The organism is Kibdelosporangium aridum, assembly GCF_900176515.1.
GTDB lineage: Bacteria > Actinomycetota > Actinomycetes > Mycobacteriales > Pseudonocardiaceae > Kibdelosporangium > Kibdelosporangium aridum.
In genome coordinates this window covers 928,442-943,914 of the sequence record NZ_FWXV01000003.1, presented here as the reverse complement: position 1 = coordinate 943,914, position 15,473 = coordinate 928,442, and the positions used below count along the sequence as shown (strand labels likewise).

The 15,473-nt window shown below is 67.2% G+C and carries 18 protein-coding genes and 1 pseudogene; 11 read left to right on the top strand and 8 right to left on the bottom strand.

Going from position 1 to position 15,473, the window contains the following annotated elements:
* Nucleotide 1 precedes the first annotated feature (1 nt).
* Nucleotides 2-403 (bottom strand): hypothetical protein, encoded by a 402-nt coding sequence (locus B9C43_RS58600; protein ID WP_235038780.1) that lies wholly within the window; start codon nt 401-403, stop codon nt 2-4.
* Nucleotides 404-451: 48 nt separating this feature from the next.
* Here B9C43_RS58600 and truB point away from each other — a divergent pair, with 48 nt between their 5' ends.
* The 5 genes from truB to B9C43_RS23345 all read left to right on the top strand — a co-directional run bounded on the left by truB (nt 452) and on the right by B9C43_RS23345 (nt 4,006).
* Nucleotides 452-1,348 (top strand): tRNA pseudouridine(55) synthase TruB, encoded by an 897-nt coding sequence (gene truB, locus B9C43_RS23365; protein WP_268811582.1) that lies wholly within the window; start codon nt 452-454, stop codon nt 1,346-1,348.
* A gap of 29 nt (nt 1,349-1,377) precedes the next feature.
* A complete protein-coding gene (locus tag B9C43_RS23360) occupies nt 1,378-2,331 on the top strand; it encodes a bifunctional riboflavin kinase/FAD synthetase (RefSeq protein ID WP_084428946.1) in 954 nt (317 codons plus the stop codon).
* 80 nt (nt 2,332-2,411) lie between these two features.
* On the top strand, nt 2,412-2,891 hold the full coding sequence (locus B9C43_RS23355) for a transcriptional regulator (protein WP_033381091.1): 480 nt from the start codon (nt 2,412-2,414) through the stop codon (nt 2,889-2,891).
* Complete coding sequence (locus tag B9C43_RS23350) at nt 2,888-3,343, top strand: 2'-5' RNA ligase family protein (RefSeq protein WP_084428943.1); 456 nt, start codon at nt 2,888-2,890, stop codon at nt 3,341-3,343. Before B9C43_RS23355 ends, B9C43_RS23350 begins: the two co-directional genes overlap by 4 nt.
* A 48-nt stretch (nt 3,344-3,391) precedes the next feature.
* Nucleotides 3,392-4,006: a DUF4383 domain-containing protein gene (locus tag B9C43_RS23345; protein ID WP_084428941.1), complete on the top strand. Its 615-nt coding sequence runs from the start codon at nt 3,392-3,394 to the stop codon at nt 4,004-4,006.
* Nucleotides 4,007-4,046: 40 nt separating this feature from the next.
* Here B9C43_RS23345 and B9C43_RS23340 read toward each other — a convergent pair whose 3' ends face one another.
* Genes B9C43_RS23340 through B9C43_RS23330 form a run of 3 tightly spaced genes read right to left on the bottom strand, consistent with a single transcriptional unit; the run spans nt 4,047 to nt 6,063 of the window.
* Nucleotides 4,047-4,979, bottom strand: a complete 933-nt coding sequence (locus B9C43_RS23340) for an SRPBCC family protein (protein ID WP_033381092.1) — start codon at nt 4,977-4,979, stop codon at nt 4,047-4,049.
* 1 nt (nt 4,980) lies between these two features.
* A complete protein-coding gene (locus B9C43_RS23335; protein ID WP_033381093.1) occupies nt 4,981-5,289 on the bottom strand; it encodes an ArsR/SmtB family transcription factor in 309 nt (102 codons plus the stop codon).
* Between the two features lie 33 nt (nt 5,290-5,322).
* Nucleotides 5,323-6,063 (bottom strand): tryptophan-rich sensory protein, encoded by a 741-nt coding sequence (locus B9C43_RS23330; RefSeq protein WP_084428938.1) that lies wholly within the window; start codon nt 6,061-6,063, stop codon nt 5,323-5,325.
* 236 nt (nt 6,064-6,299) lie between these two features.
* Between B9C43_RS23330 and srmL the strand changes: the two genes are divergently transcribed.
* Entirely contained in the window at nt 6,300-7,394 is a 1,095-nt protein-coding gene (gene srmL / locus B9C43_RS23325; RefSeq protein WP_084428937.1) for a PheS-related mystery ligase SrmL, read from the top strand.
* On the opposite strand, the gene B9C43_RS23320 is transcribed toward srmL, so the two are convergent.
* A complete protein-coding gene (locus B9C43_RS23320; RefSeq protein WP_084428935.1) occupies nt 7,391-8,035 on the bottom strand; it encodes a LuxR C-terminal-related transcriptional regulator in 645 nt (214 codons plus the stop codon). The two genes, srmL and B9C43_RS23320, sit on opposite strands and share 4 nt — an antisense overlap.
* Nucleotides 8,032-9,237 (bottom strand): sensor histidine kinase, encoded by a 1,206-nt coding sequence (locus B9C43_RS23315; protein WP_084428933.1) that lies wholly within the window; start codon nt 9,235-9,237, stop codon nt 8,032-8,034. Before B9C43_RS23315 ends, B9C43_RS23320 begins: the two co-directional genes overlap by 4 nt.
* A gap of 278 nt (nt 9,238-9,515) precedes the next feature.
* Here B9C43_RS23315 and rpsO point away from each other — a divergent pair, with 278 nt between their 5' ends.
* From rpsO to B9C43_RS23290, 5 genes are all read left to right on the top strand, one after another.
* Nucleotides 9,516-9,785 carry a 30S ribosomal protein S15 gene (gene rpsO / locus B9C43_RS23310; RefSeq protein ID WP_033381097.1) on the top strand — a complete coding sequence of 90 codons (270 nt, stop codon included), beginning with the start codon at nt 9,516-9,518 and terminating at the stop codon, nt 9,783-9,785.
* Nucleotides 9,786-10,018: 233 nt separating this feature from the next.
* A complete protein-coding gene (locus B9C43_RS23305; RefSeq protein WP_033381098.1) occupies nt 10,019-12,298 on the top strand; it encodes a polyribonucleotide nucleotidyltransferase in 2,280 nt (759 codons plus the stop codon).
* Entirely contained in the window at nt 12,295-13,665 is a 1,371-nt protein-coding gene (locus B9C43_RS23300) for a M16 family metallopeptidase (protein WP_084428931.1), read from the top strand. The genes B9C43_RS23305 and B9C43_RS23300 overlap by 4 nt, the downstream gene beginning before the upstream one ends.
* Nucleotides 13,662-14,399 (top strand): 4-hydroxy-tetrahydrodipicolinate reductase, encoded by a 738-nt coding sequence (dapB, locus tag B9C43_RS23295; protein ID WP_084428929.1) that lies wholly within the window; start codon nt 13,662-13,664, stop codon nt 14,397-14,399. The genes B9C43_RS23300 and dapB overlap by 4 nt, the downstream gene beginning before the upstream one ends.
* Nucleotides 14,400-14,401: 2 nt before the next feature.
* Entirely contained in the window at nt 14,402-14,836 is a 435-nt protein-coding gene (locus B9C43_RS23290; RefSeq protein WP_084429206.1) for a hypothetical protein, read from the top strand.
* Here the strand turns inward: B9C43_RS23290 and B9C43_RS59935 are convergent.
* Both B9C43_RS59935 and B9C43_RS60140 read right to left on the bottom strand, forming a co-directional pair.
* The gene (locus B9C43_RS59935; protein ID WP_200825649.1) at nt 14,833-14,976 is read right to left on the bottom strand and encodes a hypothetical protein; all 144 of its coding nucleotides are present in this window, start codon (nt 14,974-14,976) and stop codon (nt 14,833-14,835) included. The two genes, B9C43_RS23290 and B9C43_RS59935, sit on opposite strands and share 4 nt — an antisense overlap.
* 67 nt (nt 14,977-15,043) lie before the next feature.
* Nucleotides 15,044-15,472 (bottom strand): annotated as a pseudogene (locus B9C43_RS60140) (Scr1 family TA system antitoxin-like transcriptional regulator); the annotation flags it as partial.
* Nucleotide 15,473 lies beyond the last annotated feature (1 nt).

Below are 15,473 nucleotides of genomic sequence, written 5' to 3'. Positions count from 1 at the left end.
GTCAGTCCCACCACAGCGTCACGACTTGATGCCCAGGCGGGACCTCGATCGCGGGCGGCCGATCGGGACTCCACCAACCCCGGCTCGGCGTCTCCGGCCGAAGATCGGCGGCCCACGCGGCGACTTCGGACCCCGAAGCCGTGGTGATCACGTAGACGTGTCCGCTGAACGGCCACTCATCGGGACCCATCACCTCGTCGATGCCCACGAGCACGTCGTGCACGCAAGGCTGTGCCCGGATCGAGCCGAGCACCGACGCGAACCGGGGAACTCCTGGATGCGGGTCGAGATTGCAGCCGATGGACGCCGGATCGTGGTTGCCGGTGAAGAACAGCGCAAGCGGCACGACCGGCTCGGACGTGCCGTCCTGGCGGGCGATCTCGTTGAGCAAGGCGGCCAGCACGGCATACCTTTTATCGCATCCACGGAGGGGAATGCGAGGATTCCGGCTGTGTCCGCGAAACGCTCCACTGTTCCACCCGGCCTCGTTGTCATCGACAAGGCGCCGGGGATGACGTCGCACGACGTCGTCGCCAAGGTGCGCCGCATCCTTGGCACCCGCAAGGTCGGCCACGCCGGCACGCTCGACCCGATGGCCACCGGCGTCCTCGTGCTCGGGGTCGAACGGGCCACCAAGCTGCTCGGCCATCTCGCCCTCGACACCAAGGTCTACCTGGGCACGATCCGTCTCGGCGCCGCGACGACCACCGATGACGCCGAAGGCGAGGTTCTGTCCGAAGTGGACGCTTCGGCCGTCACCGACGAGGCGATCCACGCCAGCATCGCCAAGCTGACCGGCGACATCATGCAGGTCCCCAGCTCGGTCAGTGCCGTCAAGATCGACGGGAAACGGGCGTACGCGCGGGTCCGGGAGGGCGAGCAGGTCGAGATCCCGGCGCGCCCGGTCACCGTCAACCGCTTCGACGTGCTCTCCATCCGGCGGGAAGGCGCCGCGGTCGAGATCGACGCCATGGTCGACTGCTCGTCCGGCACCTACGTCCGGGCGTTGGCTCGTGATCTCGGGGCGGACCTTGAAGTCGGCGGGCACCTCGCCGCCTTGCGCCGCACTCGCGTCGGTCCGTTCGACCTGCGGGTCGCGCGCACGCTGGAGCAGCTCGAGCAGGATCCCGGGTTGTCGCTTGACCTGGACAAATCGGTCGCGACCGCGTTCAAGCGCTATGACGTGGACGAGCGGCAGACCGCCGCCTTGCGCTACGGCCAGCGGATTCCGGCCGCCGGAGTGCAGGGGACGTACGGCGTGTTCGACCCGGAAGGGCATGTGCTCGCGCTCGCGACCGACGAGGGTCCTGTGGCGCGGCCCATAGTCGTCCTTGCCCCCGCGGGATAAATGCCCCTGGACCACGTACGCTCACGATCGTGCAGCGATGGCGCGGGTTGGAACATATTCCGGGCGGCTGGGGGCGATGCGTTGCCACCATCGGCGTGTTCGATGGTGTGCACCGAGGACACCAGGCTCTGATCCAGCGAGCGGTGGAACTGGCCGACCAACGAAGTGTGCCCAGTGTGCTGGTCACGTTCGATCCTCATCCGTCCGAGGTCGTCCGGCCGGGCAGCCACCCCGCTCAGCTGACCACGCTGCGGCGCAAGGCCGAGCTGGTCGAGCAGCTGGGTGTGGACGTGTTCTGCGTGCTGCCGTTCACCGTCGAGCTGTCCAAGATGCCTGGTGACGAGTTCGTGCACGAGGTGCTGGTCGACCGGCTGCACGCGGCGGCCGTCGTGGTCGGCGAGAACTTCCGGTTCGGCCACAAGGCACAGGGCGACATCGAGCTGCTGACCAACCTCGGCCACCGGTTCGGCTTCAGCACCGAGGGCGCGAAGTTACTCACCTCGGCCACCAACGGGGAGATCACCTTCTCCTCCACGTACATCCGGGCCTGTGTGGACGCCGGGGACGTGGTCGCCGCCGAGGCCGCGCTGGGCAGGCCGCACCGCCTGGAGGGCATCGTGGTGCGAGGCGACCGGCGTGGCCACGAACTGGGGTTCCCCACGGCCAATCTGTCGACGCCCAGGTACACGGCCGTTCCCGCGGATGGTGTCTACGCGTGCCAGTTCACACTGCTCGGCAGCCCCAACCGGGAGCCGATGAAGGCCGCGGTGTCGGTCGGCACCAACCCGACCTTCTCCGGCCGTGAACGCCGCGTCGAAGCGTTCGTCCTCGACGTCGACGAGGACTTCTACGGCCAGCGCGTCGGACTCGACTTCATCGAGCGGTTGCGGCCGATGGAGCGGTACGACACCGTCGAGGCGTTGATCGCCCAGATGCACCTGGACGTGGCCAGGGCGCGAGAGGTTCTCGGCCGCGCGCAGTAGCCACAGGATGTGGCAAATCGCCTCGCCAGGGGCCCTGGCCTGGCAAGATGCAGGAGGACAACCTGCGACGAGGGGCAAAGGTGGAGGACCAGAAGATCGTCCAGCGGAACCTGGAGCTGCAGAAACAGTGGTACGGCGAGCCGCTTGGCGACCGTGTCCGGCGGCTCGTGGTGGCGTTCGACGTCTCCCAGGCGAACCTCGCCGACGTGCTGGGGATCAGCGCACCCATGCTCAGCCAGGTGATGAGCGGCAGGCGGGCCAAGATCGGCAACCCGTCCGTCCTGGCCAGGCTGATCATGCTGGAGCGCAAGGTGCTCACCCCGGAGGTCGCGTCCGGCCGCAAGGAAGCGCTGCAGAAGGCCCTTGAGGACGTCAGGGACTCCAAGCCGACGGTCAGCCGGGACATGCTGCCGGTCGACCCGGGCCGTGCCGACCGCGCCGCGCTCGCGCTGCTGCGCCGGACCGCGACGGTGGACGAGCTGACCGAGGCGGCGCGCATGCTGGACGGGCGTTTCCCGGCGTTGGCCGAAGTGCTGCGCAGGGCGGGTGCCCTCGCGTGAGGCTGTTCACCGCGGCCATCCCGCCGCCCGCGGTCCTCGATCATCTCGCCGCCGCTCTCGACGGAGTCGGCAACGTCGACTGGGTGCCCCGAAGCAGCTGGCACATCACCCTCGGCTACTACGGCGAAGACGACCCCGAGACCCGTGTGTCGTGGGTTCGTGAGCAAGTCAAAGGCCTTGTGGCGCCGACGATCTCGTTGACCGACACCGGCAACTTCGGGCACACCCTGTGGATGGGCGTGTCCGCTGTGGACTCGTCGTTCACCGCCCTCGGGGAGGCGCTGCGGTGCGACGACCGGCACGACTGGCACCCGCACCTGACCATCGGGCACGGCGAGCGGCTGGATCTGGCGTATTCCGGTCCTCAGTGGACCGTCGACGAGGTGGTGCTGCTCGGCGCCGAGCAGCGCTACGAGTACACCGTGCTCGACCGCCTGAGGTTTGCCGGCTGACCTGCCGGGAACCCTTTCGGGGACATTCACATCCCCAGGGAGTTGGTCATGGCTGAGTCAGTACGGGCACGCGTACAGCCCACCCAGGTGCTGGCCGGACTCGTCGGCCTGGCGTTCCTCGCGCTGGGCATCATCGGATTCGCGCACACCGGCGTGAACGACTTCGCCGGGCAGGGCCACGCGATGCTGTGGGGCATCTTCGCGATCAATCCGCTGCACAACGTCGTGCACCTGTTGTTCGGCCTCGTGGGTGTGCTGCTGGCGTTGACCTCGGTCACCGCACGGCTGTACGGCTGGGTGCTGTTCGCCGGATACGGGCTGGTGTTGATCTGGGGCCTGATGCTGGTCGGGCTGACGTCCACCAACCCGGTGTCGGAGCTGGGCAACCCGCTCAACCTGAACGTCGCGGACAACTGGCTGCACCTCGGTATCGCGGTGCTCGGCCTGGTGATCGCGATCGTGCCGCTGCGGCGCAGGATCGTGGACACCGAGCCCGAGCCGGTTCAGGAGCCCGCCACGGATCCTGTCCCGGCTCAACAACCGCAGACCGTCGCGTCGACCGACGAGCGCACCACTGTCGACGAGGGTCGGACGACGGACGAGCCGAAGCCGCGTGGGCTGCACAGGTTGAGCCGGCTGCGCAACCGGTCGACCGCGCACTGAGAACACCGCTCGTGAGTGGGTTGCCGGTCCGGCAACCCACTCACGAGTAGTGCTTTGTCAGCTCCGTGACGCGGTCAGCCGGCCATGGGCACCGGTTTTCGCCGTGCAGTCCGGCGAAGAAGCACTCGAGGTGCACGTGCCACATCGCCAGCGACTCGGCGACGGTGTCGGCCAACGCCGTGGGGATGGTCTGGGTCAGTTCGACGCGCACGCCGAGTTGCGGGTCCGATTCGAACGCCCAACGGACCGTTCCTGCCGGTGATCCGTCGGCCAGCCACTCGTATTCCAGCACGTGCGGTGCGTCGGCGACGATCACGCGGCCGGGCGGGGCATGGTCGTTGGTCGCGGGCAGCGGCGGTTCGTCTTTGACCGGCGAGTCTTCGGCGAGGAACGCCCACGCTTCAGCAGGTGGCTTCCACACGAGATCACGCACGAAGTGCAGCTTGAAACCGTCCTTGGTTTCGGTCACGGTGCCTTCGCCGAGGCCGAACTCGTCGATGTAGCGCTCAGCCCGGCTGAGCCAATTGTCGCTCTCTGGAAGAGTTTCGCCATCCAGACGTGCTTCCAGCGCGGCGAGGCACTCGTCCCAGCCCGCGGCGTTGCGGCCGGCGCCCAGCTTGCCCAGCCAACCGCCGCCGATGGTCTGCGTGAACACCAACCGGCAGCCATCACCGTCCGGGATCAGCTCGAACCGCAGCACGTCCTCGTCCCACCGGAACATGAAGACCTTCGGCGGATCGACTTCCAGGACCTCACCGGTCCAGGTCCCGTCGACCACGGCCTCGTCGGGGAACGTGAACCGCATCGGCGCACCCGGGCGCAGTTCCGCTTCGACGGACGTGGGGAACCAGTGGGTCAACTCGGCAGGTTCGGTGATGGCCCGCCACACTTTCGCGGGCGCGTGCCGCAGGCGGCGTTCGAACCGCAGAGTCGGCTTGCCGTCGATCGTGCTCAGCGTCGCACGTTCGGTCACGTCAGTCCTCCATGGTGTCAAGGTGCCGTTCCAATGCGTCCAAACTGGACGTCCACATCCGGCGGTACGGCTCGAGCCATGTGTCCAGTTCGGCCAGTGGTTCCAGCCGCAGCCGATACCACCGGCGTTGCGCGTCCTGCCGAACCTCGACCAGCCCGGCGCCGCGCAGCACCTTCAGGTGCTTCGAGACCGTCGGCTGCGTCAGCCGCAACTGGTCGACCAGGTCGTTGACGGGCCGTTCGCCCGTACGCAACAGGTCGAGGATCTCCCTGCGGTTCGGTTCGGCCAGCACCTCAAAGATAGATGCCATGAGGGCAATATAGCCCTAGGGGCATATAGCGGGTCAACCCCACGCGATGGTGGATCGATTCGGCCGCCGTTCAATGCGGATCACGGCGGTGAGTGCGACGGCCGCGATGGCGGCCAAGGCGGTCACCTGGACCCACGTCGTCGGCGTGTTCGCGGCGATCCACGCCAACGCCCAGCAGACCGCGGCCGCGAAACCGATCACCGCGGGCAGCCGCAACACCGCCAGAGCTGCGCCAACGCCGGTCAACGCCAGCGCGACGATCGCGGCGGTGATCCCAGGCGCCGCACCGAACGCGGCAGCCGTCGTGGCCGCTCCGGCGACGGTCGCGACAGCAACCCAGCCCAGGTACACCATCACTGGGATGTGCAGCAGGAGCCGGTCGGCCCAGCCGTTCGCGGGCTGCAGGCGCAAAGCCGCGCACACCAGGCAGATCAGCAGTCCGACGATGACGAGTTGGGCCAGCAGGAACAAGCGGTTGGTGAACAACAAGATCCAAGTCGCGTTCAGCACACCGGCGGCGACCAGCCACCACCCCGTCCGCCTGTGCACGTCACGCCTGCGTTGGACCACCTGTCGAATCGCCAGGGCGCCGAAGCCCGCGTAGATCAACGACCAGATGGTGAACGCCGCGCCGGCGGGCAGCAGGAGCGTGGGATACGAGTTCGCGACCGTGCCGACGGACTCGCCCCACAGTCCCGCACCACCGACGAAACCAGCCAGAACCTGAAGCACGGCAGCACAAACGAGCGCACCCGACCGCCACGTGTCCGTCATCCGTCCATTGTCATGGCAGTGCCCGGCCGTCGCTGATTAATGACGTGAGGCTGGACGGCCAGGACTGTTACCGTCGTGGCGTGGCTGTCGTAGCGATCGCTCGCCGATTTACCGGCCCCCAGGCCCCCGAAGGGTGCCGCCGGGGTCGTTTCGAGAGCTGAGCCGACTCCGTAGCGCGTTCAGACCCAGGGGCCGGGGTTTTCCCACCCGTCACCGCTCATGCCCAGGAGTCTGCCGTGCCCGCACAACTCGACCGTGACCTGTCCATCCGGGACCTCACCGATCCTGCCGCCGGTCCGCATGCCCTTCAACTCGTACTCGCGCGTGCTGTCGAAGCCTTAGCGACCCGTTGGGGATGCGAAGTCCGGTGGTGGCGTGGCGATCGCATCGTCACCATCAAGGACAACTACGACAACCTCGGCTACCGCGCCGATGACATCACTCGCGACAGCCGCTACACCCGCTACGTCGACGACAAACGGATGCTGCGCAGCCACTCCAGTGCGTTGATCCCGGGAGCGCTGCGCGCGCTGGCCGCTGACCCGGCTGACGACGTCCTGCTGGTGTGCCCCGGACTGGTCTACCGCCGCGACACCATCGACCGCCTGCACACCGCTACTCCTCACCAGCTTGACCTGTGGCGCGTCACGCGCCGCTCGATGACCACGTCCGACCTGGACGAGATGGTCGCCGCCCTCGTCGAAGCGCTTCTGCCTGGAGCGGAGCATCGCAGCGAGGACCGCGTCCACCCGTACACGCTCTCCGGCCTTCAGGTGGACGTCGAACGCGACGGCGAATGGATCGAGGTGGCCGAATGCGGTCTGGCTCATCCGCAGGTGCTGGCGCGCGCGGGCCTCGACAGCGCGTGGAGTGGCCTCGCGCTCGGCATGGGGCTCGACCGGATGTTGATGCTGCTCAAGGGAATTCCGGACATCCGCATCCTGCGGTCGACCGAGCCCGCCGTGGCTGCCCAGCTGACCGACCTGGCTGCGTATCGGCTCGTCTCCGGCATGCCCGCGATCCGCCGGGACATTTCCGTTGTCGTGGCCCACGATGACCTGGCCGAGGACCTCGGTGACCGGATCCGGGAAGCCCTCGGCTCCGATGCCGACTGCGTGGAGGAGGTCGAGATCCTCGCCCAGACGCCTTGCACGCGACTACCGCCGCAAGCCCTGCAGCGGCTCGGAGCCCGCTTGGACCAGAAGAACGTGCTGGTCAAAGTGGTCCTGCGGCACCTGGACCGAACCCTCACCGACCAGGAAGCCAACGTGCTGCGCGACCGCGTCTACGCCGCCGTCCATCAGGGCACGGTCCACCAATGGGCGGTCTAGCCTGACAGGTAGCGCAAGACGGCCAGGACCCGCCGATGGTCGGTCTCCGACGGCGGCAGGCCGAGCTTGGCGAAGATGCTGCTGATGTGCTTCTCGACCGAGCCTTCGCTGACATACAAGGATTTGGCGATCGCCGTGTTCGTGCGTCCTTCGGCCATCAACCCCAGCACTTCGCGTTCCCGGGCGGTGAGAGCCGACAGGTCGTGGGAACGTCTTGAAGCGCCAAGAACCTGAGTCACGACCTCGGGATCGAGCACGGTCCCGCCCGCCGCGATCTGGTCGCATGCGGACATGAAGTCACGCACATCGGCGACCCGGTCCTTCAGCAGGTAACCCACGCCACGAGCCCCGCCTGCCAACAGTTCTGCGGCGTACCGCGTCTCGATGTGTTGCGAGAAAACCAACAATCCCACTGAGGGATGCGTTTTCCTTACCGCCAAAGCGGAACGGATGCCCTCGTCGGTGAACGTGGGCGGCATGCGGACGTCCACGACGGCGATGTCCGGAACATGTTCGGCCACCGCGGCCTCGAGTGCCTCGCCTGTGCTGACCGTCGCCAGCACTTCGTGGCCGCGCGTGGTCAGCAGCAACGACAGGCCGTCCCGGAGTACGGCACTGTCCTCGGCGACGACGATCCTCATGCCGGAAATGAGATCACGACCCTGGTCGGGCCTCCCGGCGGGCTGTCAAGGCTCAGCGTTCCGTCCACAGTGGCCACACGCTCCCGCAGGCCGGCCAGCCCGGCGCCCGGTTTGACCGAGGCGCCACCGATTCCGTCGTCGGTCACCTCGATTCGCGGACCTGGGCCGGTGATGGTGACCGAGGCCTTGGTCGCCTGCGAGTGCTTGGCGATGTTCGTGAGCAGCTCCGCCGTGCAGAAGTACGCGATCATCTCGATCGCCTGCGGCGGCCGGGATTCCAACGACACGTCCAAGCTGACCGGGATCGGGCTGCGTGAGGCCAATGTGGCCAGTGCCGCGTCGAGTCCTTTGTCCAACGCGGCCGGGTGGATGCCCCTGGCCAGGTCGCGCACCTCGACCAGGGCTTCCTTGGTGTTGGTGTGCGCGAGGTCGACCAGCTTGCGGGTCATCTCCAGATCCGGATCGCCGTCCAGCTCCTCCTTGATCATGCCGAGGTGCATGGCCAGCGCGACCATCCTGGCCTGGGTGCCGTCGTGCAGGTCACGCTCGATCTGCCGGAGCCGGGCGGCGGCGTCGTCGACCGCGTGCGCCCGGGTTTCCTCCAGGTCACGCACTCGCTGGGCCATCGTCGTGCGACCGAGCAGGCCCTGGATCAGCAGCCGGTCGAGCAACAGCAGGACGTGTGTCACCCGTGAGGCCGCGTACAACAGACCCAGGCCGACCAGGGACAACAGGATCGCCTTCGGCCACGTGTCGATCTTGAAGTCGGTGAACGGCAGCCCCAGCTGCTCGGTGAGCAGGCTCCAGTAGACGATGTGAGTCAGCATGAACAGGCCGTAGACCCAGAACAGCGCGCTCATCACGAACGTGGCGAGCCCGAGCGGCGCCTTCAGCACGACGTAGAGCACCGCACGCCAGCTCGCCGGATCGCGCAGCACCGCCGGGATGATGCCGCTGGTGGGCGCCGGGGGCTCCGGTTTGCTCACACGAAGGCCGAGCAGGGACCCGGCCATCCGACGATACGTGTTGCCGAGCCCACGCGCGATGAGAACACCGAGCGCGGCGATGGGGAGACCGATGAACGTTATGGACAACCCCATGCCCACTACGAGTGGGACGAGCATCACGACCAGCCCGACGAGGCACAAGGGCAGACCGGCGAGCACGTAGAGCAGCTCAGCCCCTGTGCGTCTGGTGAACATGTCACCAAGCCTGCCGCAGCCGGGCACACCGGACGACCCGGTTAACCCCCACGCCCGAAATATGCACGAGCGTCCGGCCACCTCGATTCAGTAGACTGGACATTGCCTGGTGAACTGGCTGATCCGAGCGTGGCGGTGACCGCTCGGTTGCCTGCGTGCGCGTCGGCCCTGATACCCTTCGTAGTTGGGTCCTGCTGCGGTCCGTGGCGGCTGGTACCGACTAACGCCTTGTAACGAGGCGTCCTCACGGGACACACAGAAGAACAAGGAGAACACGCGTGGCGCTGACCACCGACCAGAAGAAGACGATCCTCGGCGAGTACGGCTTGCACGACTCGGACACCGGATCACCCGAGGCCCAGGTCGCACTGCTGACCAAGCGCATCAGTGACCTGACTCGGCACCTTCAGCAGCACAAGCACGACCACCACTCCCGCCGCGGCCTGTTGCTGCTGGTGGGTCGGCGCCGCCGGTTGCTCAACTACGTGGCCAAGGTGGACATCCAGCGGTACCGGTCGCTGATCCAGCGACTCGGCCTCCGCAGGTGAGCTTGGGAGGGGGAGCGGCCAAGGGCTGCTCCCCCTCCGCACATTGACAACCCAGAACGACAAGAACGACAAGGGCTTAGCGGACGGGGCAGTATCTGCGCCGGTCCTCGGTAGTGGCTTCCGGGTGAGCAAAGAGGAAACCCGGGGGCTTCGATCGAAGACCGGCCTCGTCCACACCGCGTCGACGGCGGAAGTTCCGACCGCGGGCCCGTAAGACGAGGAGAAACAACTACATGACTGACTCCCAGGAACCTGGGGTCCACGAGACCACTGCCGTGATCGACAACGGCAAGTACGGCACGCGCACGGTCCGCTTCGAGACCGGTCGCCTCGCCCGGCAGGCCGCCGGCAGCGTCGTGGCCTACCTCGACGAGGAGACCATGCTGCTCTCGGCGACGACCGCGTCGAAGCACCCGAAGGAGCACTTCGACTTCTTCCCGCTGACGGTCGACGTCGAAGAGCGGATGTACTCGGTCGGCCGCATCCCCGGCGCGTTCTTCCGCCGTGAGGGCCGTCCCTCCACCGACGCCATCCTGGCCTGCCGGTTGATCGACCGGCCGCTGCGCCCGTCGTTCGTCGACGGCCTGCGCAACGAGATCCAGGTCGTCGTCACGGTGATGAGCCTGGCCCCGCAGGACCTGTACGACGTCGTGGCGATCAACGCCGCTTCCGCGTCCACCCAGCTGGCCGGCCTGCCGTTCTCCGGCCCGGTCGGTGGCGTGCGCGTGGCCCTCATCCCAGGGGAAGACGGCACAGGCCAGTGGGTCGCGTTCCCGACGTACCAGCAGCTGGAGAAGGCCGTGTTCGACATGGTCGTCGCCGGTCGCATCGTCGGCGACGACGTCGCCATCATGATGGTCGAGGCCGAGGCGACCGAGAACGTGATCGACCTGGTCGGCGAGGGTGCCCCGGCACCGACCGAGCAGATCGTGGCCGAGGGCCTCGAGGCCGCCAAGCCGTTCATCCGCTCGCTGTGCACCGCACAGCAGGAGCTGGCCGGTCTGGCCGCCAAGGAGACCGCGGAATTCCCGGTCTTCCCGGCCTACCAGCCGGACGCGTACGAGGCCGTCGAGGCCGCCGCCGCGGAGAAGCTGACCGAGGCGCTGACCATCGCGGGCAAGCAGGAGCGCGAGGCCGCGATCGACGACGTCAAGGCCGGTGTGCTGGAGATGGTCGGCGAGCGCGAGGAGTTCGAGGGCCGCGAGAAGGAACTCGGCGCTGCCTTCCGTTCGCTGAACAAGAAGCTGGTCCGCCAGCGGATCCTGCGTGACAAGGTCCGCATCGACGGCCGTGGCCTGACCGACATCCGTCAGCTGTCCGCCGAGGTCGCCGTGATCCCGCGGGCGCACGGCTCGGCGCTGTTCGAGCGCGGCGAGACCCAGATCCTGGGTGTCACCACGCTGAACATGCTTCGGATGGAGCAGCAGATCGACTCGCTGTCGCCGGAGACCACCAAGCGGTACCTGCACCACTACAACTTCCCGCCCTACTCGACCGGTGAGACCGGCCGGGTCGGCTCGCCCAAGCGCCGCGAGATCGGCCACGGCGCGCTCGCCGAGCGGGCGATCGTGCCGGTGCTGCCCAAGCGGGACGAATTCCCGTACGCGCTTCGTCAGGTGTCGGAGGCGTTGGGCTCCAACGGTTCCACCTCGATGGGCTCGGTGTGTGCGTCCACCCTGTCGCTGCTCAACGCCGGTGTGCCGCTGAAGGCGCCGGTCGCGGGTATCGCCATGGGCCTGGTGTCCGACGAGGTCGACGGCAAGACCGAGTACGTCGCGCTGACCGACATCCTCGGCGCCGAGGACGCCTTCGGTGACATGGACTTCAAGGTCGCCGGTACCAAGGACTTCGTGACCGCGCTGCAGCTGGACACCAAGCTCGACGGCATCCCGTCCGAGGTGCTGGCCGCCGCGCTGAAGCAGGCGTACGACGCCCGGCTGACCATCCTCGAGGTGATCGCCGAGGCGATCGACAGGCCGGACGAGATGAGCCCGTTCGCGCCGCGGGTGACCAGCGTGAAGATCCCGGTCGACAAGATCGGCGAGGTCATCGGCCCGAAGGGCAAGATGATCAACTCGATCACCGAGGAGACCGGCGCCGACATCTCGATCGAGGACGACGGCACGATCTACGTCGGTGCGGCGGACGGCCCGTCGGCCGAGGCGGCGATCTCCAAGATCAACGCCATCGCCAACCCGCAGCTGCCGAAGGTCGGCGAACGCTTCCTCGGCACGGTCGTCAAGACCGCCGCCTTCGGTGCGTTCGTGTCCCTGCTGCCGGGCAAGGACGGCTTGGTGCACATCTCCAAGCTGGGCAACGGCAAGCGGATCGGCAAGGTCGAGGACGTGGTGAAGGTCGGCGACAAGCTCCGCGTGGAGATCGCCGACATCGACTCGCGCGGCAAGATCAGCCTGGTCCTGGTCAAGGACGAGGACGCCGAGAAGAAGACCGACGAGGCCCCCAAGGGCAACACCGACGACAAGGCATCGGCAGAGGAGCCCGCGACCACGTGACGGTTCGCAGTTCGACAGCCGCGGGCTCTGCCCGCGGCTTTCTGCAAAAGCCCGGCACCACTCGCACGTTGGAGCGTACGGATGCCGGTGAGGTCCGCCGGACCTTGCTGCCAGGCGGACTGCGGGTGGTGACCGAGCACGTTCCCGGTGTGCGGTCGGCTTCGGTCGGCATGTGGGTCGCTGTGGGCTCCCGCGACGAGCAGCCGAACGTCGCCGGGGCCGCGCACTACCTGGAACACCTGCTCTTCAAGAGCACGTCCCGGCGCACTGCCCAGCAGATCGCCGAGGAGATCGACGCGGTCGGCGGCGAGCTGAACGCGTTCACCGCCAAGGAACACACGTGCTACTACGCGCACGTCCTCGACGAGGACCTGCCGTTGGCGGTTGACCTGGTGTGCGACGTGGTCTTCGAGGCGCTGTGCACCGAGAAGGACATGGAAACCGAGCGCAGCGTCGTGCTCGAAGAGATCGCGATGCGCGACGACGACCCGGAAGACCTGCTGCACGACGCGTTCTGCTCGGCGCTGCTCCCGGATCACACGCTCGGCCGTCCGGTCCTCGGTTCGGAGAAGTCCATCACCGAACTGAGCCGCAACGCGCTGTACAACTTCTACAAGCGCCGCTACACGCTGCCGCGCATGGTCTTCGCCGTCGCTGGCAACGTCAAGCACGCTGACGTACTTCGCTTGGTGCGTAAGGCTCTCAAGGCCCGCTTGGTCGGCGACGTCGCACCCATCGCGCCACGCAAGGGCCGCGCTCGCATTCCGTCGGCACCCCGGTTGGTTCTCCACACGGAGGACACGGAACAGACGCACCTCATGCTCGGCGTGCGTGCGCTGGACCGGCACGACGACCGCCGGTTCACTTTGGGCGTGCTCAACGCGGCGCTGGGCGGCGGGATGAGTTCCCGTCTGTTCCAAGAGGTTCGTGAGAAGCGCGGCCTGGCGTACCAGGTCTACTCGTCCGTGGCGTCCTATTCGGACACTGGGCACCTGTCGGTTTACGCAGGCGTGCAACCGGATCGCCTCGGCGAGACGGCCTCGGTGATCCGCGATGTACTGGCACATGTCGCCCGCGAAGGTCTTTCCGACGCGGAAGTCGCCCGTGGCAAGGGACAACTGCGCGGAGGACTCGTCCTCGGCCTGGAGGACACCAGTTCCCGGATGTCCCGGATCGGCAAGGGCGAGCTGACGTACGGTGACTACCTGACCGTCGGTCAGACCCTCGGCCGGATCGACGCGGTGACCGGCGAGGATATCGCCTTGCTGGCCAAGGAGTTGCTGTCCCGGCCGATCGCCGCCGCGGTGGTGGGCCCGTACGATCACGTCGACGATGTGCCCGTCGAGGTTCACGAGGTGATGGGATGACGATCCGCGTTGGCGTGCTCGGAGCGCAAGGGCGGATGGGTGCCGAAGTCTGCCGTGCGGTCGATGCGGCCGATGACATGGAAGTTGTCGCCAAGGTCGACGTCGGCGACGACATCTCGGACATCTCCGCCGCCCAGGTGGTCGTGGACTTCACCCACCCCGACGTGGTGATGGACAACGTCAAGTACGCGGTGGAGAACGGAATCCATTGCGTCGTCGGCACATCCGGCTTCAACACCGAACGCCTCGACGCAGTCGCGGGATGGCTGGACGGCAAGGACACGGGCGTGCTCGTGGCCCCGAACTTCGCGATCGGCGCAGTGCTGTCGATGCACTTCGCGGAGCTGGCGGCGAAGTACTACGAGTCGGTGGAGATCATCGAGCTGCACCACCCGCGTAAAGCCGATGCCCCGTCCGGAACCGCTGCCCACACCGCCCGGCTCATCGGTGCAGCCCGTGCCGCCGCGGGGTTGGGTACTCCTCCCGACGCGACGACCCACGATCCGGATGGCGCCCGCGGTGCGTTGATGGACGACGTCCGCGTACACGCAGTGCGCTTGTCAGGATTGATCGCCCACCAGGAAGTCCTGTTCGGCGGGCCAGGGGAGACCCTGACGATCCGGCACGACTCGATGGACCGCAATTCGTTCATGCCCGGCGTGTTGCTCGCGGTGCGGTCGATCGTGGACCGCACCGGATTGATCGTCGGCCTCGACAAGCTGATGGACCTGTGAAACTGTCCGCCCGGACAACGGCACTGCTGCTGACCGCAGTGCTGGCGGTGTACTTCGTGCTGATGACCGGGCGGGCAATCGCATTGCTGGAAACCGGAACCGGGGTCGGCATCGGCCTCGGTGTCGGCGTCCTGTTGCTCCCGATCGTCGGCGCATGGGTTGCCGTCGCCACGATCCGCTTCGGTTTGCAGACCGAACGCCTCGCCCAGCGCCTCGCCGCTGAAGGCACCCTCCCGGACACTTCTTCCCTGCCCCGCATGCCTTCCGGCCGAATAGATCGCACGGCCGCGGACGCATGGTTCGAGGAGCGCAGGGCCGAAGTCGAGGCAGCGCCAGAGGATTGGCGCACGTGGTTTCGCCTCGCCCACGGCTATGACATCGCCGGCGACCGCCGCCGTGCCCGCGAAGCCATGCGTAAGGCCCTCGAACTGTCCTAGAAGTTCTTGAGTGCAGCGGTGACGAGAGCTCTCGCGGCCTGCCCATAGACGGCCTGCTTCGCCAGTTCGTCGAATGCCTTGGCGTAGAGGGCAATTTCCCGCGGTTGGCTGACCGTCAGTTCCGCAGAGATCGTCTCCACGTGCACGAGATTGCCCGATCATCACGTCCGGCCCGCCGACAGTGGTGGCGAGGGCCTGCTGGGCGATGACGAAGTGGAACCGGTGGTCGCCTCGGTAGAGGATTTGCTGCCGCTCCATCCGTGCAGCCACACCAGCGTCGAGGTCGTCAGTGGTCTGATAGAAGTCGATCACGCGCCGCAGCACTGCGGCCGCGTATTCAGGCGTGTGCAGGATCCCTGGGATCAGCAGAGGTTCGTGCCAGCGCATCAGGCGTGTCCGCGCCTCGAGGCTGCGCTGGGCTTGTTGGCGTCGTTTGGTTCCGGCTCCGAGCGTTCGCTTCCATTCGACGTACATGGCTTCAATGTGTCGGACGGCTGCGATGAGGTCCGGAACGTGAGCGGCTGCGTCGGTGTGTCGGCACCAGATCTGGATGTCGTCTTCGGTGGGTGTCTGCTTGCCGTACTCGATCTTGGAGACTTTGGAGCTGTGCCACCCGGCAAGCGAGGCCAGTCGCACG